The organism is Cupriavidus alkaliphilus (genome assembly GCF_014191175.1).
GTDB classification, from domain to species: Bacteria; Pseudomonadota; Gammaproteobacteria; order Burkholderiales; family Burkholderiaceae; genus Cupriavidus; species Cupriavidus alkaliphilus.
In genome coordinates, this window is record NZ_JACHWE010000009.1 from 146893 (window position 1) to 168064 (window position 21172).

The window sequence follows — 21172 nt, forward strand, 5'->3', positions numbered from 1 at the left end:
CTGCAGAATCTGGCGCGAATAGCGTTGCAGCCGGATGGGGGTGCCGATATAACGTCGGTTTCGATGCGCGATTGACTTTCCGGGCCCTCACCCATGAAGACATTGACACTTGCGTCCCTGATGCTCGGCGCCGCTGTTGCCGGACACGCTTATGGCGCTGCATTGATGCCGGGCATCTATCGCATTGACGCCGGTTCCTACCTGACTGCCGTGCGACGCTCGGAAGCCAAGCCCGGTGAACGCATCGAGGAACGATTCGAGCATGCCTTTCCTGCGGCGGCCAGTGTCACGTTTGCCGTGGTGTCGCGGGAGGCGAGATATGCGGAGCCCGAGCGCAACAGAGTGCTGTTCCTGACAGCGGACGGCTACAAGGCCGATGGTGATCATGGCGATCGGTCTTGCGTTGCCTATGCCATGCCAAGCTGGAATCATTATTCAGCCGCTGAGCCGTTCTGTGCTGGCGAGGAAGCGCTGTCCGATCGGACGCTTGCAAGCTTTATCCTGAGGCAGACGCCGGCCCGGCGCCCCCTGGATGGAATCCGCATCCCGCCGGAACGTACACCCACTCAGGACGACAGGATTGGCTGCCTGCTCGGCGTGTGTGACCCTGCCGCCTATGGCAAGTGGATCGATCGCGTGGAGGTCACCTACCGTACCGATCGATTTGCGCTGGAAAAGGTACGCCCCTACCGGGATATTGTCTTTCTGGAAAACGCGGTCCCGGTTTTCGATTCACGTGAGCGCACGACTAACGGATCTCATTTGAAGGCGGGAACGTTCGTTGCAGTGTTGGACCGTCAGTCGGAATGGTTCGAGATCGATTACTTCGAAGACGGCAACGCTCGCCATGGGTGGATCGACCGCGATGATGTCGTCCCTGTGCAGTGGGTAGCGCAGCTTGCCACGACCCGCAACTTCCGGTTTCGCGTAGGCGTAATACCGGCTGACAGGGGCACGGAGGCGCCCCAGCCAGTTGCCATTGAAGTCCTGAATCGGAACAGCGGCCACCGCCTGCAGGTTCTGCGCGATTTCGAGTCGGACGCCCGTTATGCGCAGGGTGAGGAAGCCATCGAAGTGTTAGACGCCAACTTCGACGGCCATCCTGATATTGCTATATCCGGCATGTCTGGTGGCGCCGGGCCGAACAGCACGACCAACGTGTTCCTGTACGACCCGGTACGGCGCCGGTTCAATTTCTCCCGCGACTTGTCAGAGCTGACCCAGCTGTGGATCGACCGGAAGACGCGCACCGTTCACAGCGCGCAGCGTGGCGGCTGTTGCAGCCATTATTCCGAGGTCTATCGCTACGTGCGTGGCAAGCTGACGCTTGTGTACAGCAAGAACGAGTACGCAAACGGGGAGTGGGTAAGCACCACGACCGGTCGCCTGCGCAACGGGAAAATGCACTACCGCGAAACACGCCGGAGATACGCAGGCGATTGATCAAGGCCCGGCGGTACGCCCGTCAACGCTCCTGCCCCTGCCGCAACGCAGGCGCCACAACACAGGCCACCAGCAGCAGCACCGCCATGATGATCAGCCCATTACGCGTGCTCCCGGTGGCCTGTTCGATCAACCCCATCACCGACGGCCCGATGAACCCACCCACCAGCCCGCAGGTATTGATCAGCGCCAGCCCGCCGGCCAGCGCCACACCCTTCAGCCGCGACGACGGAAACAGGAACACGATCGACTGCACCACGAAGAACATCAGCGCGGTCAGCGAGAAGCCCACCAGCGCCATCACCGGGCCGGCGAAGGCGGCAATCAGCAGGCCGCCGGCCATCACCGCCAGTCCCAGGCACAGCAGTCGGCGGCCGCGGCCGGGAGTATTGGCATGGCGGGGCAGCCAGGCGGCGCCGATGGCGGCGGCGATCCACGGCAGCGAGTTGAGCAAGCCGATCTCCACTGGCGTGAGCTTGCCGTAGGTGCCGATGATGCCCGGCAGGAAGAAGATCACCGTGTAGATCGAGATCTGGTGGCAGAAGTAGATGAAGATCGCCAGCCAGACCTGCGGATCGCGCATGGCGCCCAGGAATGAGTGGCCGGCCTTGCCGGTGCTGGCATCGGCGGCTTCGGCGGCAAGGCGGGTGCGCACGGCCTGGGCCTGCGCGGGCGTCAGCCACGGCGCGCTGTCCGGTCCGTCGGGCAGCTTCTTCCAGACGACGGCGGCAAGGAACACGGCGGGCAAGCCTTCGAGCACGAACATCCATTGCCAGCCCTTGAAGCCCCAGATGCCGTCCATGGCCAGCAGCGCGCCGCCCAACGGGCCGCTGACGATGTTGGCGATGCAGACACCCAGCAGGAAGTAGCCCACCGCGCGGGCGCGATCTTCGCGTCCGAACCAGTAGGTCAGGTAGAGCATCACGCCGGGAAAGAGTCCGGCCTCGGCCGCGCCCAGCAGCACGCGCATGATGTAGAAGGAAGTTTCGCCCTGCACAAACGCCATCGCCGCGGACAGCAGGCCCCAAGTCACCATGATGCGTGTGATCCAGAAGCGCGCCCCGACCCGATGCATGATCAGGTTGCTCGGGATCTCCAGGAAGGCGTAGCTGAGGAAGAACAGGCCGGCGCCCAGGCCGTAGGCGGTGGCCGAGATGTTCAGGTCGACCGCGATGTGGGTCTTGGCCAGGGCGATATTGGTGCGGTCCAGGAAGCTGATCACGTACGACAGCACCAGCAAGGGCATGAGCTTGCGGAACAGTAGCGCGGTCAGCGGGCGGTCGGTCGGCGCGGCCAGCGGCGGTGCGCCCGAGGCGGGTACGGTCTGCATGGGTGTGGACTCCATCGGCGGATATGGTGCCGCGCCGAGGCACGGGCTTGCCATTCGGCCTGGTTGATGTCTTTCGGTGATCGATGCCTGCCCGGGCCGCGCCATGGCGGCCCGGCGGTTCAGAACGCGGTGCCTGCGGCGCCCTTGAGGTCGAGGATGTCGCGGGCTTCGTCGGGGGTGGCGACGTCGATGTTCAGCGCTTCCAGCACGGTCCGGATGCGCGTGACCTGCTCGGCGCTGGATGCGGCCAGCTGGCCCGGGCCGATCCAGAGCGAGTCCTCCAGGCCGACGCGCACGTTGGCGCCCATTGCAGCGCCGATGGTGGCCAGCGGAATCTGGTTGCGGCCGGCTCCCAGGATAGACCAGCGGAACAGATCGCCGAACAGGCGCTGCGCGGTGCGGTGCATGTGCATCAGGTCTTCGGGATCGGGACCAATGCCGCCCAGGATGCCGAACACGGACTGGATAAACACCGGCCCCTTGACCAGGCCACGGTCGAGGAAGTGCCGCAGGTTGTACAGATGGCTGATGTCATAGCACTCGAATTCGAAGCGCGTGCCGTTGGCATTGCCGATGCGCAGGATGTTCTCGATGTCCTGGTACGTGTTCTTGAAGATCAGGTTGCGGCTGTTCTCCAGGTGCTCGCGCTCCCAATCGTGACGGAAATCCTTGAAGCGCTCCAGCATCGGGAACAGGCCGAAGTTCATCGAGCCCATGTTCAGCGAGGCCAGTTCCGGCTTGAAGGTGGTGGCCGGCAGCATGCGCTCTTCCACCGTCATGTGCGGGCTGCCGCCGGTGGTGATGTTGATCACGGCATTGGTCTCGGCGCTGATCTTGGCCAGGAACGGGCGGAACAGCTCCGGGTCCTGCGACGGGCGTCCGTCCCTGGGGTCGCGGGCGTGCAGATGCAGGATGGCGGCGCCGGCGCGTGCCGCGTCGATGGCAGCGCTGGCGATCTCGTTGGCCGTCACCGGCAAATGGGGCGACATGCTGGGCGTGTGGATGGCGCCGGTCGGGGCGCAGGTGATGATGGCTTTGGCTCGCTTGGCCATGGTGGTTCCTTGATCGGGTTGGGTCGGAGGGTGGGCCGCGGATATCCGTCGGCTCCCGCAATGCGCCGTGCGCGTTAGCTGAGCGCCTGGGTCAGGCCGTCGACGACCATTTCCTGGCCGTGCACATTGGCGGCCTGGTCGCTGCACAGGAAGCGCACCATGTTGGCGATGTCGCGCATCGTCACCATGCGCTGCAAGGCCGCCTGCGAGGTGTAGTTGCGCGTGACTTCCTCAAGCGGCTTGCCGAGCGACTCGGCCTTCGCGGCAATCACGGCGCGGATACGCGGGCCGTCGACGGCACCGGGCAGCACCGTGTTCACGCGGATGCCATCCACGCCCAGTTCCAGCGCCAGCGATTTGGTAAAGCCCACCACGGCCCATTTCGAGGCGGAGTAGGCGGAACGGCCCGGCATGCCCAGATGCCCGGCAGCGGAAGACAAGTTGACGATCGACGGCGAGCGCCCCTGCCGCAGGCGTGGCACCGCGGCGCGGGCGCACAGGAACTGGCCGGTGATGTTGACGGCAAGCGTGCGCTCCCAGTCGGCCAGCGACAGGGTTTCCACACCACCCGTCGGGCCGGCAACCCCGGCATTGTTGACCAGCACGTCCAGCCCGCCGAAGGCGTCATCCACCGCCTGGAACAGCGCCTCGACGTCGCTTTCCTTCGACACGTCGGCCCGGATTGCCACCACGCCGGGCAGCGCCGCACCGACGCGTTCGAGGCTGTCGCCGGCCACGTCGCACACCGCAACGCGGGCGCCCGCCTCCACCAGGGCCCGCGTAATCTCCAGGCCAATCCCGTCCGCGCCGGCGGTCACCAGTACGCGCTTGCCGGCGAGCGATTCATCCTTCCACATGATTCCAATCTCCTGGGAACAGGCCCATGCCTGCCTTCCGGACGAAGATTAAAACTGTGATCACAGATCAAATATAGAGAATAACCCTATGTGCTATGCTTCGCGGCATGCCCCTGAACGACCTTGTCACGCCTCTTGTCCGCCAGACGCTCAGCCGAGACGTCTACACACAGCTGCGCGACCTGCTGGTCAGCGGCCAGATGATGCCGGGCGAGCAGATTTCGCTGCGCAACATCGCCGGCGCACTGGGCGTCAGCGTCATGCCGGTGCGCGAGGCGGTGCACCGGCTGGTGGCCGAGCAGGCGCTCGAACTCACGCCCAACCGCGCGCTGCGGGTGCCGCGCATGAGCGTCAGCCAGTTCGAGGAAATCACGAAGATCCGCATCGAGCTCGAGGGGCTCGCCACCGCCACCGCGGCCGAGCGCATCACCGATGAGGAACTAAGGCAGGTACAGGCATTGCACCGCCGGTTTGCAGACGAGATGGCCAAGCGCAATCCGGACGGCGCGGATGTCATCGCCGCGAACCAGGCCCTGCACTTTGCCGTCTACGCGGCGGCGCGCATGCCGATCCTGTTGCAGATGATCGAGTCAACGTGGCTGCGCATCGGCCCGATCCTGAACCATGATCTGCGCTCGGGATCGCGACGGGTGGAAGAGCGCGTGGCGGTCAAGCATCACGACAAGCTGGTCGAGGCGCTTCGCAAGCATGACGGTGCGGCGGCCTGCGCGGCGCTGCGTGGGGATATAGAGAGCGCTGCGGCATACATTGTCTCGGCGGGCGTGCTGGTGAATGCGGACAAGGCCGAAGAGGCGGCCGTCGCACTGGTGCCAGTGAAACGGGCCGCGAAGGCGGGGCGGGCGGGGGCGAAGCGCTGAGCCAACCTTCGGGCGAGCAGAATCAGCGAATTCTCGCCAGGCGTAAATCGCCAGCCAAATAGCGCAGCAACATGCTTCACCGCCGGGACTCCGGTCATAGGTCATTCGAGCCGACTTGGCCGGCGCATTGCGCAGAGCCAACGATAACTCGCTCGTCGCGGCCGCAAGCACCTCTTTGCGTGTAACGGCGCGCTTCAGCCGATTGCCGCGATCCTGCGCAAAGCTGCGGGCACGTGCCTGACGCCGACATCCGGCATGGCTGGACAAACTCGCCGCCGCCCACCAAAGCTTGTTCCGCGATTTTCCCGCATGCTGGTCCCTCACGAAGAGGAACAACTTTAAGGTTAGCCCTATGGAGGCCCGAACCGAGGTTGGTTAAACCTCGGTATCAGATCGGTCAATCTGAAGCCACCATGCCTGACATTCGTTACGCACTTCGAAACGGGGATAAGACCAGTTCGAACGGGACACTTATGGCCACTGGCCAGCGCATGTTTCATCATGACGTAACGGTGGGTGTCGAAGGCGACTATGCAACCTGTCCCGCTTGCAAGGCAGGTGGGCCCGTCATGAACGATTGCCATCCTTCGTTCGACATACAGGGGAAGCAGATTCTGGTAAGTGGTGCCCGCGTCTATTGCAGGTGCGCCGCACGACCGGTCGTCATTCCTTCGCAATGCGACTTTAGTATCGAAGTGCAAACGGCCGGTCCTCACACATTGTCGCTATCCTCACAAGGATTGGGCTATGGCGAAGACGAAGCGGCCAGGGACATGCGAGTCATTGAGCAATACTACGAGCTTGTTGATGCCGATACAGACAAGCCGGAGTATGGCTACCGATATGACCTGTACATTAAGGATCAACCGCTTACGCGGAATGCCGAACTTCGCGAGACGTCTGCAGCCGTGCGCGGCGATGTCGAGGGGCACATCGTCCTATGGCTGGACAAGCCGACTGAAGGACGAGCATGATGGATTCCACCAAGCTCACTTCGGAAGAGCGCTTGCTGGCTGCCATCGCCTATGGCGAATCCTCCACGCTGGATCAATACGAAGAGATGGCAGCGCTGGCAAGCGTTATGGTTCGTCAGATGAAGGCACGCGGCTATTCATCTATTGATGCCTTCACATCGAAGGATAAGAACTTCTCCTTTGTGCGAACAGACGGTAACGCACGCTACGCCAAGTTGATGAAGGCCGCTGAAAAGGACGTCGAACGGAGCGCGCCCATGTCAGATGCGGTGAGGGCAGCAAGGAATGCCCTTTCAGGAGGCGTGGACCATTCGAAGGGGGCGTACTTTTGGGATGGGGCGGACATCAGGTCCAATTACAAGCATCATGCGAAGGTAAGGTCTGGCATCCACTTCACAGATCCAGCGCACAATATCTACGGCATCAGCGGGTCAGAGAGGACGAAGATTCTGTATAGAACCGTTCGAAAGAAGGTCAACGGACAAGTCAAGACGGTAAGGGAGGAGGTTGGGCGCTATTCTTGGGTCTATGAGTCTACGGCGGCTGCGGGAGGGACGATCTTTTGGCGATATGGCCAAGACTGGATGACCGTTACACGCGCGAAGGAGTACAAATGACGCGAACCGTTCTCGTAGCTTCGCTGCTTGCGCTTTCCGTTACCGCTCACGCCGAGCAACTGCCGGCGGCCATCATCGACAGTTGCCTGCTCTTCGACAGCTCGTCGGACGCATCGGTCTCAGTTTCCCAGATTGAGGGAAATGCGGATCTTATAGACGACGTTACTGTGCCCGGGTATCAGTTGTTCATCCCCGGTGGCGCAAACAACAAGCTCCCGGTTGGCTACGCTAGCAGCAAGCGCGGTAGCAACGACTTCATCTTCGTCGGAGCGCGCCGCGGGTACATCAGACGTGCGGTCGCTCTTGGAAAGCACCGACCCTCGAGAATCGAGCAACCGATGCTGGCTGCCTACGCTGTGCTTAGCCAACACGGGCGACGATACGTGTGCTTAATGGAAAGCAACGGAAGCGGAAGCGCCGCCTTTGTACGGTCAGCCTACGTGGGACGGATCCCGTCGTCGCAAGGTGCGAAATTGAAGCTGTATTACAAGGTGGCCGATGTGAAGCCATCACAAGCCGAGTCAATCGGAAACACGGGTAAATGAGGTTCTGGCCTGGAATCCGCAATTCGGCGTTGCCGATGTCGTCTGGTGCTCGGACCTGTCAGAAATTTTGTGTTTAGGCCATGACATGTCGAAGGAGCATGTATGCCACGCAGAACCAAGACGAGCCAGGCCGCCGACCGTGAGCTGCCGACCATCCCCGAGGACTTGAGTGCCCATTTCGTCAAGGGCCCGATGACTGCCGAGGCGGTCCAGGACGCTTCGATGGCGTTCAAGAAGGCCCTGATCGAACGCGCCCTGGGCGCTGAGCTCGGCCATCACCTGCGCTACGCGGCTGGCGCCGAGCGCCCGGCTGGCACGGTCAACCAGCGCAATGGCAAGAGCGCCAAGATCCTTCTGACCGACGACGGCCCGCTGCGGGTAGACATGCCGCGCGACCGCGACGGCAGTTTCGATCCAATTCTGATCCCCAAGCACGAGCGGCGCTTCACCGGGTTCGACGACAAGATCATCGCCAGGTACGCCCGGGGCATGACCGTGCGCGAGATGCGCCCACCCAGCAAGACGGGAGCGCGGTCAATGCATCCCGTACAGGCAACTACGGATCAAGCAGGCACCTTAGGGCGTGCCGTCGCCACATGGCCCTGCATCACAGCATTAGCTCTGGCTGCGGCGTCGATGGCCGCGACCGTCCTGGCCGCCGATGTTGTACCTGACGGCGGCACCCGAATGATGTTCTGGCTCCAGACCGATATCGACATTCCACTGGCAGCGCCGTTCGCTGGAGTGACATTGCTCAATCAATACGGCCTGGACTGGTCTGCATTTCGCAATCAGAGCCAGCGCTCGAAGGATGCAAAATGAGTGGAGTGAAATTCGTCGTTCTCCTGTTAGCGATCGCCTGCTCGGGCTGCTTCCACTCTCCCCCAAACTATCCCGGTGCGGGCGGTGAGAACATCAATCCATCTCACTATGTTGATGCAGCATGCCTTGATTTAACTGGTCAGTATGAGGGGAAAGGAGTGCTCCTGGACGGTGATGCCACTGCGCAAGGCTGGGCAAGGACTAGGCGCTTAGAAAATGTATTCCCATTTGTGAGTGCGGAGGAGGTGTCCGCGATTGACAAGGCTTCTAAGTCTCAGACGGGGAGATTTCAATACCCAGAATATGGACAAGTGTCACGGGTCAGTGAGCGAATCTTTCAAAGTAGATTCATATATCCCAACGGAAAAGCTGAAATTCAGCGGTTCTCCTTTGAAGACAAGAAGCGCTTCGTTTGTACTGGGGGTGAGGGAAAGATAGCCTGGGGTGGCTCGAGCAAAGGAGGTCGTTCCGAGTTTGGGCCGAATACATCCGATTCAATGGCTATGCTTTACTTCGACGAGAATGGCAACCTTATCTATGAGAAGTCTATGCGGATTCACATGAGCATGTTGCTTGGCGCTATTCCAACTGGGACGGTCAACCACTTTGCAAGATATCGGTTCAAGCGAATCCGATGAAGAGCGGTCTTTTACATCCCCCAATGGATCGTGAGGGATATCTGCAAGGCATTGAGCTGTTCGAGGTCGAACCACGAATCGGTGCACCGCGAGCCAAAGTAGGGAAATTGATGACAGAGATCGGAACGGCGCTCGATCAGACCCAGCAATCGAAGGAACGAATGTGAAAGGATGGACAATAGTTGCGATGTTGGCCCTGGTCTGTTCGGGGTGCCTTCATTCGCCGCCGAACTACCCCGGTGCTGGAGGCAATAATCTTGATCCAGCAGCGTATGCAGCAGCGGATTGCCCGGATTTGAGCGGGCGGTATGAAGGGATTGGGGAACTCGTCGAAGGGGATGCAATAGCGCAACAAGCAGCGAGGAAATGGCGGCTTTCAAACGTCTTTCCCTTTCAGGACAATCGTCAAGCGCAGGAAGTACTTGCTGCCTCCCGATCAAGCGAGGGGCGGTACGCGTCCCCTACTTATGCCATCGTGGCAATGGCAAGCCGTATTGCGAAACTCAATTTGCGTTATGAGAATGGAAAATCGATTGAGTATGTTTCCTCCTTTGAGGACAAGGGGAGATTTGTGTGTACTGGTGCAAATGGAATAATTTCGTGGGGAGGGGCGAGCGACGGCGGGCGATCTGAGTATGGACCAAATCGCTCCGACTCGGTCGTCACACTGTATCTAGATCCTTCTGGAAACCTCATCCTTGAACGGGGCATGCAGGTCCACATGAGCCTGCGACTTGGCGCAATCCCGACCGGAACGGCTAGGTATTTCGCGAAATATAGATTCAAGCGGATTCAATGATGAAAGCTCCCTTCCTTCGCAGCCCAAGCCACGCGCGGCTCGCCGCGTGCTATTGCGTGGCGCTTTCCGCCTGTGCCCCCATGATTGCGACGGTCCCATCGGCTATCGAGGCCAAGCAACCAAGCGTGGCCGCCCGACGCATCCAGATCCTGATCGATACAACCGTCCAACTGGACACGGGCTATTCCCGCCCGCTGCCCGAGAGGTCAGTCTGGTCGAGGGTGGGTCGCGTTCCCCAGGGCGACGTTTACCGGCCCATCGGCACCATTCTGACGATCGAGGGCCGTCAGGTCCACGAGGCCTACCTGGTCATCCGCGATAAGACCCTGGTGGGCTTCTATTTGCCAGGGGAACAGAATTATTCCCCGCTATCCACCGCAGTACCTTTGAACTTGGGAGAATCGGAATGAAACGGGTTGCACGTATGCTGATCGCCGGACTGGCGGTATCTTCGCTGCTGGCGGGGTGTGCTTCGGGTGTGAAACACGCCGACATGGCAGCGTCGATACCGACGCTGAAGCCGAACGAGGGTCGGGTCTACTTCCTTCGCTCGGCGTCGATGTTCGGCGCCGCGATCCAGCCGGATCTGCGTCTTAATAATCAGGTGGTGGGCGAGTCCAAGCCCGGTGGCTTTTTCTTTGTGGACCGGCCTGCCGGCAAGTACGTAGCCTCCGCTGCGACCGAAACCGAGAAGACGCTGAGCTTCGTGCTGGATGCTGGCGAGACGAAGTACGTGCGCAGCTCACCGTCGATGGGGCTGATGGTGGGCCGCGTCGTGCTGGAATTGGAGACGCCGGAAAAGGCGCAGGCCGACCTGGCTTCGCTGAGCTACACCGGCGACGCGGTCAAGACGCCGGCGAAGTAAGCGCCGTGACAGCACTGCCTGGGTGTCCTGGTTGGGACACCAGGCGGGGGCGCTCGGCGCAACCCGTCGCGTTGCCGGTCCCGGACCGCAGTCTCACGTCAAACAAGCCGCATTCACCACCCCCACCGACAACGAAATCACCCCCATCACCGCCCCCACCCCCCGGTTATCACTGGCAATCGCCTCACCCACACCCCCCAGCGCCCGCGCCGCCACCAGGTAAGCCACCACCTGCACCGCAAACGCCCCGAACGCCCACAGCAAGAACATCGCAAACGTAGCGTTGTGCTGGATGCTCGACGACAAAGTCAGCGAGAACCCCAGCACCGCCCCGCCCAGCGACAATGCCGCCGCGACGTTCCCTTCGCGAATCAGCGTGAATTCCCGATGCGGTGTGACCCGCGTATAGACGAGCAGGAACAATCCCAGCATGGCAAAGCTGGTGACGATGTAGATCAGGTAGGCAAGCGCCGGGTGCATGGTATTGACCATTGGATGGACTCGTTGTCAGTTGTCAGGGTTTGCTAGCGAGATGGCGAACGGCGGGCGTCGTTCAGCCGCCGCCGGAGCGGCCGGAGCTGCCGAAGCGGCTGGTGAAGCCGCCGCGAGATACCACCGGTGCGCGCGACACGGCTGCGGAGCGCATGGTCAGGCCCATGGAGCGTCCGCCGCTGAGCGAGCTGCGGCGTACGGTGGCTTCTTCCACCATGGCGGCGCGCGGGGTGGCGTTGGTGAAGGACTGCGTGGGCGTGCCGTTGCGGTCGTAGACGTGCATGGGGCGCAGCGGGCCGGACGACATGTCGCGCTGGGTCTGGGTGCCGTTGGGATGGTAGACCGTGCCGCTGGCGGTGTAGTACGGGCCGTACCAGCGCGCGTAGTACGCGCTGCTGCTATGCGTGGTGCCGGAGCTGCCGGCGGCTTCGCTGGCGGGGGCGTTGAGGCTGGAGCTGTAGATGGTGCTGGGGTCGTCGAGCGGCACGCTTTCGCAGTCGTTGGGCGTGTTCCAGTCGGCCTCGCAGTCTGCCAGCGTGGCGTAGCTGGCGCGGCGCACGGTCACGCCGGGGTCGTCGTCGGCGTCGTCGCTGCAGGAGCCGAGTACGGCCACGCCGGCGACCACGGCGCAGGCGCCGACGATCCACAGCGCGGGTGAGCCGCCCTGCTTCTTCTGTTCGGCCTGGTATGCGGCGATGCGCGGCGACGGGCCGCCGGAGCCGCCCCTGCCGGGCTGATATGGGCTGCCGTACTTGGAGCGCTTGGTGCCCTTCTTCTTGTTGGCCATGGCTTACGCGTGGGTGAAGTAGTGGGGAACGAAGAAGCTGGTGTTCTTGGCGATGGGCCCGGATTCTTCGCGCACGCACAGGCCGCTGGGTACGTCGTCGACGATCCAGACGCCGAGCGTGGTGTAGCGGCCGTCAAAGCGCCGCGCCGGTTCGTAGGCCTGGTAGATGAAGCCTTCTTCGCCATACTCGCCGGGGTTGTGAACGCGGTCGCCTTCGGGAGTGACCAGGGTCACGCTTTCGCCTTCGCGCGACAGGAAGGGCTTCTTCGCGTGCGGCCGGGCGGCGAAGTGGCCCGGGTCGAAGCTGGCTTCGATCAGGTTGGGGTGTCCCGGGAACAGCTCCCACAGGATCGGCAGGATGGCCTTGTTGGACAGCACCGCCTTCCATGGCGGCTCGACCCAGCGCACGGGGCTGTGCGCGAGCTGGTCGCGGTAGTCGGAGGTGGCCATCCATTCCCACGGGTAGAGCTTGAACACGACTTCCATCGGCACGTTGTCGGCGTCGTAGAAGTTGCCGCGGCCGTCGGTGCCGATCTCTTGCAGGTCGACCAGCTTGACCGACCAGCCGGCCTGCAGCGCGGTGTCCATCAGGTATTCGGTGTTGCAGATGTCTTCCTGGCTGTCGAACATGCACGCCAGGTGCAGCAGGCTGGCGTTGCGGTAGTGGTTGCGCAGCCACTGCCAGCGCGCCACCAGTGCGTCGTGCAGGCTGTTGAACTGGTCGGCGTGCGGCTGCACGGCGTCTTTCCAGTACCACTGCGCCACTGCGGATTCAATCAGTGAGGTCGGGGTGTCGGCGTTGAACTCGTACAGCCTGGGCACGCCGTGCGGGTCCAGCGTCATGTCGAAGCGGCCGAACAGCGTGGGCTCGTCGCGGTCCCACGAGGTGCGGATCAGTTGCGCGAAATCCTTGTCGATGGCCAGGCGTGCGAACAGGTCGTGGTCGATCACGTGCTGCACGGCTTCCAGGCAGCGCTGGTTCAGGTCGTACGCGGCGGCGTAGAGCGTTTCCACCTCTTGCTTGCTGAAGGCATAGGCGGCGTCTTCGCGCCAGTAGAAGAAGGTGTGGTCATCGACTTCGCGCGGGACGTTGAATTCGTCCAGCGAATGGAAGTGGAAGCCCACCTTCTCGAGTTCGCGCGGCCAGTTGCGGCGCGGGGTTTGCGGGATGCGTTGCATCAGCAGGCAAGGGTCAGGAGATCGGGATCGGGCCGGACCTTGGCGCGGTCCAGCAGGAAGTCGGTGAAGGCGAGCGAGGTGGCACCGGGCCGCGGCAGCCAGCTGGTGAACTGCGTGAAAAGTGGCGCCCACCAGTGCGCGGCGCCGGCCAGCACCGGGCCGAAGTCGAGCGCATCGGATTCCACCACGCCGCGCGACGGATTGGCCAGCATCCACTGCATGCCGGCGACCAGGCTCGATGCCACCTGCAGGCTGGTGGCGGTGTTGTACGGCGCCAGCGCGCGCGCACGCTGCACCGACAGGCGCGAGCCATGCCAGACCGCGCCGTGCCGGCCGCTCATCAGCAGCACGCCGAGCTCGTCTTCGCCGCACTGGATCTCGTCGCGCAGGATGCGTTCGGCGCGCACGCGCGGGGCGGCGCGGTCGTCCAGCCATTGCATCGAGGCCTGCGTGGCGGCGGTGGGGCGATAGGCGTAGTAGACGGTGGGGCGATACAGCGGCTGGCCGGCGCGGGTGTTGGTCAGGTACTCGGCGATCGAGATCGATTCGTTGTGGGTGATCAGGTAGGCGTCGAACGGGCCGTGCACCGGCGACCACGACCGCACGCGCGTGCGGTGGCCCGGCCGGTCCAGTGCGATCGCCGCGCCGCTGCCGTAGCCGTGGCGGTAGCCATCGGGCGGCAGCGCCGGCTCATGGCTGCCCCAGCCCAGTTCGGCGTCCTGCAGGCACTCGGTGATAAAGCCTTCGGCGGACCAGGTGTTGGCGAATTCGCCGTCGCGCGGATAGCCGGGGGCCTGCTGGCTGTCGTATTCGGCCACCTGCACGACGCGTACGTCCAGCGCGCGCGCCAGCGCGGCCCAACCGGCGCGATCCCGGGGCTCCGGCTGATGTATTTCCGCCTTGCCGGCCAGTGCCATCAGCGCGGCCTTGACCAGCACCGAGACCAGGCCCGGGTTGGCGCCATGGGCGACCAGCGCGGTCGGCAGGGCCTCGCGGCCGCGGGCGAAGGCCAGCATCTCGTGGCGCAGCGCGTAGTTGCTCAGGTGCGAGGCCTGCGCATCGGCTTCATAGTCCCAGGGTTCGATGCCGGCATCGACATAGAACGCGCCATGCGCCTGCGCCAGCGCGATCAGGTCGCGGCTGCAGACGGACGGGGCCAGGTTCAGCAGGAAGGCGCCAGGCCGCAGCAGCGGGCCCAGTGTTGTTTCGAAATTGGCCGCGGTGATGGCGGCGTGGATGGCATGCAGCCCGTGCCGGGCGACCAGCGCCTGGCGAGCGTGGTCCAGCGCGCGGTCGACCACGGTGATCGCCGCAGCCGGCCAGGCTCGCTCCAGCAGCGGCAGCACGGCCTGGCCGATGCAGCCAAAACCGACGATAACGATGTGTTCGATCACGCAGACCCTTCCGCCCGTAACGCGGCAAGGTGGCCAGCGCGCGGACGCGGCCGAGGCCGCGCGGGCGCAGGACTGCCCTTGCCTGGTTTTATCAATTCTGATCAGAATCGCTAAATCTAGCGAAGGGCAATACTATCGCCGCGCGCGGCGGCTGCCAACTGCCGGAAGGGTATGCGGCCGGCCTGTCAGCGCAACAGGCGCCAGGCCAGCCGGGCCGCCACGCGCGCGCCCTGGTGGTCGCGGTCGTACTGGGGGTTGTACTCGGCGAGGTCGGCCACGCGCAGCTTGCCGCTGCGGCGGACCAGCCGGGCCACGTCTTCCACCACCGGCAAAGGCACGCCGTAGGCGGCCGGGGCCGACACGCCGGGCATCACGGCGCCCGGCAACGCGTCGAGGTCGATGGTCAGGTAGACATGGTCGGCGGCGTCGATGCGCGCCGCCAGTTCCGCCAGCCGCGCTTCCAGGTGGCGTTCCTGCATGTCGACGTCTTCCACATAGCAGACGCCCAGTGCCTCGGCGCGTTGGAACAGCGCCGGCGTATTGCTGAGGCGGCTGACGCCCAGGCAGACATAGTCGAACGGCTGGCCGCGCCCGGCGCAGGCGTGGGCGATCTGGTCGAAGGGCGTGCCGGAACTGGCGGGCCGGCTGGTGCGCAGGTCGAAGTGGGCGTCGATATTGACGATCAGCACGCGCCCGCCATCGTCCTGCGCATCCAGGTGCGCGCGCAGGCCCTGCCACGTGCCCCATGCCACTTCATGGCCGCCGCCCAGCACCAGCGGAACGCCGCCGCGCGCCAGGACCGCGCGGACGGTGTCTGCCAGCGCCTGCTGCGCCGATTCGAGGTCGCCGTCGTCGCAGTCGACATTGCCGGCGTCATGCAGCACCGGCAGACCGTGCGCCGGCACGTTGGCCAGTGCCTGGCGGATGGCGTCGGGGCCCTGCGCGGCGCCGGGGCGGCCCTGGTTGCGCAGCACCCCGGCATCGCAACGGAAGCCGAGCAATACCGGTGCGCTGCCTAGGGGCGTGGCGTCCGACGGGTCCAGCGCCTGCACGATCCGGAACAGCCGCGTGGTGTCGCCCTGCTCGCCGTGGTCGACACGGCCTTGCCACGGATGATGGGTCACTGCCATGCTCACGCCCGCGTCAGCACGGCCTGCAGGAAGCCGCGCGTGCGTTCCTGCGTCGGCGCGGAGAAAATGACCGACGGCGGTCCCGCTTCGATGATGCCGCCGCCATCCATGACGACCACCACGTCGGCGACTTCACGGGCAAAGCCCATTTCATGGGTGACCACGACCATGGTCATGCCTTCGGCGGCCAGCAGCTTCATCACCTGCAGCACTTCGCCCACCAGCTCCGGGTCCAGCGCGGAGGTCGGTTCGTCGAACAGCATCACGCGTGGCTCCATGGCCAGCGCGCGGGCGATGGCGACGCGCTGCTTCTGGCCGCCGGACAGGCTGGCCGGCATGGCGTGAGCCTTGTGCGCCAGGCCGACTTTCTCGAGCAGGCTGACCGCCTTGCGCTCGGCGTCCTCGCGCGAGGCGCCGCGCAGCATGCGCGGCCCCACCGTGACGTTGTGCAGCACCGACAGGTGCGGGAACAGGTTGAACGACTGGAACACCATGCCCACTTCGGTACGCAGCTGGTTCAGTTCCTGCTCGCCGATCAGCTGGCCGTCGGTCACCAGGCGCTTGCCGACGATGTCGATGGTGCCGGCCTCGGGCTGCTCCAGTCCGTTGCAGCAGCGCAGGAAGGTGCTCTTGCCCGAGCCGCTCGGGCCGATCACCACCACCACCTGCGACGGCTCCACGTCGAAGTCGATGCCGCGCAACACCGTGTGGCTGCCGAACGATTTGCCCAGGTTGCGGATCCGGAGGATTGCGGAATCGCTCATTGCACCATGCCTCCCATGCGCAGCCGTTGTTCTGCGCGGCGCAGGATCAGCCCGGCCGCGCTTGTCAGGATCAGATACACCAGCGCGATCGCCAGGTAGACCTCCAGCGAGCGGTACGACACGCTGATGATCTTCTGGCCCTCATGCATCAGGTCGGCGATGGTCAGCAGCGACACCAGCGCCGAGTTCTTGATCAAGGCGATGAACTCGTTGCCCAGCGGCGGGATCATGCGCACGATGGCCTGCGGCAGGATGATTGCGCGCATGGCCTGCCCCGACGACATGCCGATCGAGCGCGCGGCTTCCATCTGGCCCTTGTCCACCGACTGGATCGCGCCGCGCACGATCTCGGAGACGTAGGCGCCGGAATAGATGCCCAGTCCGATCACGCCGCACACAAAGGCAGGCAGCAGGATGTTGAACTGCGGCAGCCCGAAGAACAGCAGGAACAGCTGCACCAGCAACGGCGTGCCGCGGATGAAGGTGACATAGGCGGTGCAGATGCTGTAGATGATGCGGCGCTTCGGGTCCAGCCGGCCGATGCCGACCAGCAGCCCCATCACGCAGCCCAGCACCAGCGCGCACGCCGTCACCTGCACGGTGATGACGGCGCCGTGGAGGATGTCAGGCCACCCGGCGAAGACGGGAGAAAAATCCAGTTCCATGATGTCGGTCCGCGTGGCTTACTTGGCGGCGGTGCCGAACCACTTCTGGGTCAGCTTGGCGTAGGTGCCGTCGGCCTTGACCTTGGCCAGCGCGGCGTTCAGCGCGCGCGTCAGCTCGGGCGTGTCCTTGCGCACGGCCATGCCGTATTCCTCGGTGGTCAGTTGCTGCTCCACCATGCGCAGGCCGCCGCGGGTCTTGACGTATTGCATCGCGGCCGGCTTGCCGGTCACGGCGGCGTCGGCACGGCCGATCTCGACCAGGTTGAACATTTCCTGGTTCTTCTCCACTTCCACGCGCTGCACCTGCGGATACGTGTCGCGCAGGAAGCTGACCGACTTGGTCCCCACCTGCACGCTGACCTTCTTGCCGTTCAGGTCGTCCGGCTTGTTGATGGTGTTGTTGCCGCTTTTGACCAGCGCCACCAGGCCGCCGGTGTAGTACGGCTCGGTAAAGTCGACCACCTTGCGGCGCTCGGGGGTGATGTAGATGCCGGACACCGCCATGTCGAAGCGGCGCGAGACCAGGCCCGGGATCAGGCCCTTGAAGTCGATGTTGGTCCATTCCACCTGCTTGCCCATGGTCTTGGCCATGGCCTCCACCAGCTCCACGTCAAAGCCGGTGCGCTTGCCGTTCTCGATGAATTCCATCGGCGGGAAGGTGGCGTCGGTGGCCACGCGCAGCACGTTGCTGTCCTGCGCATGCGCGGCGGTGCCGAGGGTCAGTCCGGCCACGGCCGAAACGGCGGCGATCAGGCATTTGCGACGAAGGTTCATGGGGGTCTCCTTTTTTTCCGGGAACAGGAAATCTGCCGTCGCGCGGGGCTGCGCACGGCGGTAACGGTTGCTTGGGTTTCAGTAAGACTGCAGCCGCGCGGAAATCCGCATGGCTGCCGCCACGGTCATGTCGATCAGCGCGCCTTCGCGCCCTTGCCGGCGCGTGGCCGGCACCATCAGGGTGATGGAGCCCAGCGCGTCGGCCTTGGCGCGGCGCGAGAACAGCGGCGCGCTCACGCCCCACACGCCCGGATCCACTTCGCCTTCGCTGACGGCATAGCCGGTGTCGCGAATGGCGGCGAGTTCCTGCAGCAGCTGTTCCGCTTCGGCCGGCTCGCACTGCGCGCGCACCAGGCGCTCGCGCGCCTCGTCGCGCATGAAGGCCAGCAGCGACTTGGCCGACGCGCCCGCGCGCAGCGGCACGCCGCGGCCTTTCTCGAACGAGCAGCGCAGCGACTGGCGGCTCTCCACCATCTCCAGGCACACCGCGTGATCCTTGACCGCCACCACCAGCCCGACGCTTTCATCGGACTGCTGCGCCAGCAGGCGCATATCCGGCAAGGCTTCGCGGGCGAGGTGCGAGGCCATGTCGAAACCGAGGGCGAGCTGCAGGCTGATCGGGCCCGGCGCGTATTCGCCGTCGGACTCGAGCACGAAGCCCCAGCGCTTGAGCAGCATCAGCTGGCGGTAGAGCGTGCTCTTGGGCAGGCCGGTCCTGGCCACCAGCTCGCGCACCGTGATCGGGGCGCCGTGTTGCGCCAGCGCGGCCAGCACGAACAGCACGCGATCGGCGCCGCCCGCGGGCTGGGCGGATTCGGCCGGCGTGGTCGCCGCAGGCGGGGGGGCGATGGTGGGGTCGACTGCATTCAACATGGGGCCCAAGAATAGGACCGGATTCCCGGAAATCAAAACTGCCAGTCCCGGAAAATGGGAATGCTTGCCTAGGGATAACCCTTGGTGAGCGGGAAATTCATCGCGCAGGTGCCCGGGGCGCCGCTTCCTCGATCAGTAGATCCCCGGCAGCAGGCGCCACGTCCTGGCGCAGTACGACGCGTACGCATCGGGAAACTGGTCGCGCAGCAGCGCCTCTTCCGCCCGGATGCGCGCCAGCAGCGCCGGCACCATCAGCAGCGTCAGCACCACGCCCACGCCGGAGCGAAAGGCCAGTACCCATCCCAGCGTACTGATCAGGAGGCCGAGGTAGCTGGGGTGCCGGATCACGCCGTAGACGCCGGTAGTGACCAGCGTGTGCCCGGGCTGGATCGCCACCAGCCCGCTGAAGCGCCGCCCCAGCACAAACACGGGCCACAGCCGCAGCACGCCGCCGCCGGCGAACAGCGCCACGCCGATCCAGCGCATGGTGTCGCCATCGATGGTCCAGGCGCCGATGCGGTCGGTAAAGGGCGGCAGGTACGCCGCCAGCAATCCGAGCACGCCGAACACGGCCAGCACCCAGCGGTTGCCGCGGTCCTCGCGCATGCCACTGCTGAGGTTGCCCCCGGAAAAGAGCGCGGCGGCGGCCAGGGCGAACAGCACCACGGCCAGCGCCACGCGTGCCGGGTGCGCGAAGAAGGGCGCGATGCCGCCCCAGCCGGCGATGGCGATGGCCAGGTAGGCGGTCGTGCCGGCCAGCGTGGCGAGCGCCATGCCAGGAGTCGGGCGCATGGAGACCTCCGTTGCGACGGTGGATGCACAAGCGAAGGGTAAGCCTGGGCCGGCAAGGATGTCGAGGGCGGGCCGGGCATGCTTAAATCTGCGTCTCGCGCCCGCCGGCTCCCCGCACGCGGCTAACCCTATCGCCACACCATGACGTCCCTGATCGATATCAAGAACCTGCAGCAAGCCGCCTACGACTTCGGCGAAGCCCGTCACTGGGGCAAATACCACAGCCCCAAGAACCTGGCGATGGCACTGAGCGTCGAGGTCTCCGAACTGGTCGAGATCTTCCAGTGGCAGACCGAGGACGAATCGCGCGCCGTCATGGCCACGCCCAAGCGCGAGCATGTGGAGCAGGAGCTTGCGGATATCACCATCTATCTGACCCAGCTGGTGACGGCGCTCGGGGTGGACCTGGACGCGGCGGTGCGGGCGAAGATGGAGATGAATGCGAGGAAGTATCCGGTGCCGGAGTAAAGATGCGATAACGCTGCTGCACCAGCGACCTGCCGCTACCCCCGCGTGCGCAGGGACGACATCCTCTATTCCCGGCGGCATCCTTCGGTCTGATAAGAACAAAGAACGACGAGGGTCAACATGGGTCGCAGGAAGCAATCGAGCGTATTCGAGGATCTGTATGGCATTGCCGCGGCACTGCCATGGTGGGTCGGCGTAACGGCAGCGGTCTTTGCCTACGTTGTATTGCATCGCTATGCCGTGGCTGAAATTCCGGTCAATGCCGCGCCGGGGCAGATGGGACAGATGGTTGTGTCGCAGATGGTCAAGGCACTGTCGACATACGGCCAGTACATTGTCCCGTTGATATTGCTGGCAGGCGCGCTGGCTTCCTGGCTGGGACGCCGCAAGCGGCAAGATCTGGTCCGCGGCGTAGCGGCGTCCAGGTCTGGCGACGCGTTGCGTCAGATGACCTGGCGGGATTTCGAGCAGCTGGTCGGCGAGGTGTTCCGGATGCGCGGATATGCCGTCGCGGAGACCGGAGGCGGCGGAGCGGACGGCGGGATCGACTTGCGACTCAGGAAGGGAAACGAACTGGCGCTGGTTCAGTGCAAGCAATGGCGCGCCTACAAGGTTCCCGTCACGGTGGTACGCGAGTTGTATGGTGTGATGGCCGCGCAAGGTGCGGCGCAGGGGTACGTTGTGACGTCGGGGCAGTTCACAGCCGATGCCCGGGCTTTCGCATCGGGACGGAACATCGAACTGATCGACGGCGCAGCACTGATCGCACTGGTCAAGCGCGTTCGCGCGGCAGCGCCGGTCGATCACACCGCCAGGCCGTCTGCTCCTGCGAGTACGCCCGCACCCGCCACACAGGCGCCCCGGCCGGAGCCCACGCCGTCAGGCGTTGCACCGGAGTGCCCGCGCTGCGGCGCTGCCATGATCCGGCGCATCGCAAAACAGGGGGCGAATGCTGGCAATCCCTTTTGGGGCTGCGCCACCTTTCCGAAATGCCGTGGTGTGCGGGGTCTCTGACGGTCGGCAACGAGCTTAGC

Annotated in this window: 24 protein-coding genes and 1 pseudogene; 11 read left to right on the plus strand and 14 right to left on the minus strand. The window is 64.4% G+C overall.

The window, feature by feature from the left end:
* The first annotated feature begins 93 nt into the window (after window positions 1-93).
* Window positions 94-1443 (plus strand): XAC2610-related protein, encoded by a 1350-nt coding sequence (locus FHX60_RS24320; RefSeq protein ID WP_183284891.1) that lies wholly within the window; start codon window positions 94-96, stop codon window positions 1441-1443.
* Window positions 1444-1465: 22 nt separating this feature from the next.
* On the opposite strand, the gene FHX60_RS24325 is transcribed toward FHX60_RS24320, so the two are convergent.
* The 3 genes from FHX60_RS24325 to FHX60_RS24335 all read right to left on the minus strand — a co-directional run bounded on the left by FHX60_RS24325 (window position 1466) and on the right by FHX60_RS24335 (window position 4682).
* Window positions 1466-2773 (minus strand): MFS transporter, encoded by a 1308-nt coding sequence (locus tag FHX60_RS24325; protein WP_183284892.1) that lies wholly within the window; start codon window positions 2771-2773, stop codon window positions 1466-1468.
* Window positions 2774-2892: 119 nt separating this feature from the next.
* Window positions 2893-3825, minus strand: coding sequence for a 3,5-dioxohexanoate:acetyl-CoA acetone transferase (kce, locus tag FHX60_RS24330; RefSeq protein WP_183284893.1), 933 nt, complete (start codon window positions 3823-3825; stop codon window positions 2893-2895).
* A gap of 74 nt (window positions 3826-3899) precedes the next feature.
* Complete coding sequence (locus tag FHX60_RS24335; RefSeq protein ID WP_183284894.1) at window positions 3900-4682, minus strand: SDR family oxidoreductase; 783 nt, start codon at window positions 4680-4682, stop codon at window positions 3900-3902.
* A 95-nt stretch (window positions 4683-4777) separates the two neighbouring features.
* Here FHX60_RS24335 and FHX60_RS24340 point away from each other — a divergent pair, with 95 nt between their 5' ends.
* The 6 genes and pseudogenes from FHX60_RS24340 (at window position 4778) to FHX60_RS24365 (ending at window position 9156) form a co-directional block, all read left to right on the plus strand.
* Window positions 4778-5560, plus strand: coding sequence for a GntR family transcriptional regulator (locus FHX60_RS24340; RefSeq protein ID WP_183284895.1), 783 nt, complete (start codon window positions 4778-4780; stop codon window positions 5558-5560).
* Window positions 5561-5973: 413 nt separating this feature from the next.
* A complete protein-coding gene (locus FHX60_RS24345) occupies window positions 5974-6534 on the plus strand; it encodes a PAAR domain-containing protein (protein ID WP_183284896.1) in 561 nt (186 codons plus the stop codon).
* Window positions 6531-7151, plus strand: coding sequence for a hypothetical protein (locus FHX60_RS24350; protein WP_092315326.1), 621 nt, complete (start codon window positions 6531-6533; stop codon window positions 7149-7151). Before FHX60_RS24345 ends, FHX60_RS24350 begins: the two co-directional genes overlap by 4 nt.
* Entirely contained in the window at window positions 7148-7696 is a 549-nt protein-coding gene (locus tag FHX60_RS24355; RefSeq protein WP_092315324.1) for a hypothetical protein, read from the plus strand. The genes FHX60_RS24350 and FHX60_RS24355 overlap by 4 nt, the downstream gene beginning before the upstream one ends.
* A 102-nt stretch (window positions 7697-7798) precedes the next feature.
* A pseudogene (locus FHX60_RS24360) lies at window positions 7799-8206 on the plus strand (transposase); the annotation flags it as partial.
* 317 nt (window positions 8207-8523) lie between these two features.
* On the plus strand, window positions 8524-9156 hold the full coding sequence (locus FHX60_RS24365; protein ID WP_311730707.1) for a hypothetical protein: 633 nt from the start codon (window positions 8524-8526) through the stop codon (window positions 9154-9156).
* Window positions 9157-9167: 11 nt separating this feature from the next.
* Here FHX60_RS24365 and FHX60_RS24370 read toward each other — a convergent pair whose 3' ends face one another.
* Entirely contained in the window at window positions 9168-9536 is a 369-nt protein-coding gene (locus tag FHX60_RS24370; protein ID WP_183284898.1) for a hypothetical protein, read from the minus strand.
* A 418-nt stretch (window positions 9537-9954) separates the two neighbouring features.
* Between FHX60_RS24370 and FHX60_RS24375 the strand changes: the two genes are divergently transcribed.
* Window positions 9955-10365: a hypothetical protein gene (locus tag FHX60_RS24375; protein ID WP_183284899.1), complete on the plus strand. Its 411-nt coding sequence runs from the start codon at window positions 9955-9957 to the stop codon at window positions 10363-10365.
* A complete protein-coding gene (locus FHX60_RS24380; protein WP_092315316.1) occupies window positions 10362-10820 on the plus strand; it encodes a DUF2846 domain-containing protein in 459 nt (152 codons plus the stop codon). The genes FHX60_RS24375 and FHX60_RS24380 overlap by 4 nt, the downstream gene beginning before the upstream one ends.
* Before the next feature lie 93 nt (window positions 10821-10913).
* On the opposite strand, the gene FHX60_RS24385 is transcribed toward FHX60_RS24380, so the two are convergent.
* The 10 genes from FHX60_RS24385 to FHX60_RS24430 form a co-directional block, all read right to left on the minus strand.
* Window positions 10914-11312, minus strand: a complete 399-nt coding sequence (locus FHX60_RS24385) for a DUF350 domain-containing protein (protein ID WP_092315314.1) — start codon at window positions 11310-11312, stop codon at window positions 10914-10916.
* 61 nt (window positions 11313-11373) lie between these two features.
* Window positions 11374-12099 (minus strand): hypothetical protein, encoded by a 726-nt coding sequence (locus FHX60_RS24390; RefSeq protein ID WP_183284900.1) that lies wholly within the window; start codon window positions 12097-12099, stop codon window positions 11374-11376.
* A 3-nt stretch (window positions 12100-12102) separates the two neighbouring features.
* Window positions 12103-13278, minus strand: coding sequence for a glutathionylspermidine synthase family protein (locus tag FHX60_RS24395; protein ID WP_183284901.1), 1176 nt, complete (start codon window positions 13276-13278; stop codon window positions 12103-12105).
* Window positions 13278-14672 (minus strand): saccharopine dehydrogenase NADP-binding domain-containing protein, encoded by a 1395-nt coding sequence (locus tag FHX60_RS24400; protein WP_183284902.1) that lies wholly within the window; start codon window positions 14670-14672, stop codon window positions 13278-13280. Before FHX60_RS24400 ends, FHX60_RS24395 begins: the two co-directional genes overlap by 1 nt.
* 185 nt (window positions 14673-14857) lie before the next feature.
* Window positions 14858-15802 carry a formimidoylglutamase gene (gene hutG, locus FHX60_RS24405; protein WP_183284903.1) on the minus strand — a complete coding sequence of 315 codons (945 nt, stop codon included), beginning with the start codon at window positions 15800-15802 and terminating at the stop codon, window positions 14858-14860.
* A 2-nt stretch (window positions 15803-15804) separates the two neighbouring features.
* The gene (locus FHX60_RS24410) at window positions 15805-16566 is read right to left on the minus strand and encodes an amino acid ABC transporter ATP-binding protein (RefSeq protein ID WP_221210124.1); all 762 of its coding nucleotides are present in this window, start codon (window positions 16564-16566) and stop codon (window positions 15805-15807) included.
* Window positions 16563-17231, minus strand: a complete 669-nt coding sequence (locus FHX60_RS24415; protein ID WP_112776058.1) for an amino acid ABC transporter permease — start codon at window positions 17229-17231, stop codon at window positions 16563-16565. The genes FHX60_RS24410 and FHX60_RS24415 overlap by 4 nt, the downstream gene beginning before the upstream one ends.
* Before the next feature lie 18 nt (window positions 17232-17249).
* Window positions 17250-18005: a glutamine ABC transporter substrate-binding protein gene (locus FHX60_RS24420; protein WP_183284904.1), complete on the minus strand. Its 756-nt coding sequence runs from the start codon at window positions 18003-18005 to the stop codon at window positions 17250-17252.
* A 78-nt stretch (window positions 18006-18083) separates the two neighbouring features.
* Window positions 18084-18878 (minus strand): IclR family transcriptional regulator, encoded by a 795-nt coding sequence (locus FHX60_RS24425; RefSeq protein WP_183284905.1) that lies wholly within the window; start codon window positions 18876-18878, stop codon window positions 18084-18086.
* Between the two features lie 132 nt (window positions 18879-19010).
* Complete coding sequence (locus FHX60_RS24430) at window positions 19011-19670, minus strand: methyltransferase family protein (protein WP_183284906.1); 660 nt, start codon at window positions 19668-19670, stop codon at window positions 19011-19013.
* Between the two features lie 141 nt (window positions 19671-19811).
* Here FHX60_RS24430 and FHX60_RS24435 point away from each other — a divergent pair, with 141 nt between their 5' ends.
* Together FHX60_RS24435 and FHX60_RS24440 are read left to right on the plus strand one after the other, a co-directional pair.
* Window positions 19812-20138 carry a nucleotide pyrophosphohydrolase gene (locus FHX60_RS24435; protein WP_183284907.1) on the plus strand — a complete coding sequence of 109 codons (327 nt, stop codon included), beginning with the start codon at window positions 19812-19814 and terminating at the stop codon, window positions 20136-20138.
* Between the two features lie 120 nt (window positions 20139-20258).
* On the plus strand, window positions 20259-21152 hold the full coding sequence (locus FHX60_RS24440) for a restriction endonuclease (RefSeq protein WP_183284908.1): 894 nt from the start codon (window positions 20259-20261) through the stop codon (window positions 21150-21152).
* The last annotated feature ends 20 nt before the right edge of the window (window positions 21153-21172 follow it).

Coding starts and splice junctions, on each gene's coding strand:
- FHX60_RS24320 (WP_183284891.1), top strand. CDS start 94: ATGAAGACATTGACACTTGCGTCCCTGATGCTCGGCGCCGCTGTTGCC.
- FHX60_RS24325 (WP_183284892.1), bottom strand. CDS start 2,773: ATGCAGACCGTACCCGCCTCGGGCGCACCGCCGCTGGCCGCGCCGACC.
- kce (WP_183284893.1), bottom strand. CDS start 3,825: ATGGCCAAGCGAGCCAAAGCCATCATCACCTGCGCCCCGACCGGCGCC.
- FHX60_RS24335 (WP_183284894.1), bottom strand. CDS start 4,682: ATGTGGAAGGATGAATCGCTCGCCGGCAAGCGCGTACTGGTGACCGCC.
- FHX60_RS24340 (WP_183284895.1), top strand. CDS start 4,778: ATGCTTCGCGGCATGCCCCTGAACGACCTTGTCACGCCTCTTGTCCGC.
- FHX60_RS24345 (WP_183284896.1), top strand. CDS start 5,974: ATGCCTGACATTCGTTACGCACTTCGAAACGGGGATAAGACCAGTTCG.
- FHX60_RS24350 (WP_092315326.1), top strand. CDS start 6,531: ATGATGGATTCCACCAAGCTCACTTCGGAAGAGCGCTTGCTGGCTGCC.
- FHX60_RS24355 (WP_092315324.1), top strand. CDS start 7,148: ATGACGCGAACCGTTCTCGTAGCTTCGCTGCTTGCGCTTTCCGTTACC.
- FHX60_RS24375 (WP_183284899.1), top strand. CDS start 9,955: ATGAAAGCTCCCTTCCTTCGCAGCCCAAGCCACGCGCGGCTCGCCGCG.
- FHX60_RS24380 (WP_092315316.1), top strand. CDS start 10,362: ATGAAACGGGTTGCACGTATGCTGATCGCCGGACTGGCGGTATCTTCG.
- FHX60_RS24385 (WP_092315314.1), bottom strand. CDS start 11,312: ATGGTCAATACCATGCACCCGGCGCTTGCCTACCTGATCTACATCGTC.
- FHX60_RS24390 (WP_183284900.1), bottom strand. CDS start 12,099: ATGGCCAACAAGAAGAAGGGCACCAAGCGCTCCAAGTACGGCAGCCCA.
- FHX60_RS24395 (WP_183284901.1), bottom strand. CDS start 13,278: ATGCAACGCATCCCGCAAACCCCGCGCCGCAACTGGCCGCGCGAACTC.
- hutG (WP_183284903.1), bottom strand. CDS start 15,802: ATGGCAGTGACCCATCATCCGTGGCAAGGCCGTGTCGACCACGGCGAG.
- FHX60_RS24410 (WP_221210124.1), bottom strand. CDS start 16,566: ATGAGCGATTCCGCAATCCTCCGGATCCGCAACCTGGGCAAATCGTTC.
- FHX60_RS24415 (WP_112776058.1), bottom strand. CDS start 17,231: ATGGAACTGGATTTTTCTCCCGTCTTCGCCGGGTGGCCTGACATCCTC.
- FHX60_RS24420 (WP_183284904.1), bottom strand. CDS start 18,005: ATGAACCTTCGTCGCAAATGCCTGATCGCCGCCGTTTCGGCCGTGGCC.
- FHX60_RS24425 (WP_183284905.1), bottom strand. CDS start 18,878: ATGTTGAATGCAGTCGACCCCACCATCGCCCCCCCGCCTGCGGCGACC.
- FHX60_RS24430 (WP_183284906.1), bottom strand. CDS start 19,670: ATGCGCCCGACTCCTGGCATGGCGCTCGCCACGCTGGCCGGCACGACC.
- FHX60_RS24435 (WP_183284907.1), top strand. CDS start 19,812: ATGACGTCCCTGATCGATATCAAGAACCTGCAGCAAGCCGCCTACGAC.
- FHX60_RS24440 (WP_183284908.1), top strand. CDS start 20,259: ATGGGTCGCAGGAAGCAATCGAGCGTATTCGAGGATCTGTATGGCATT.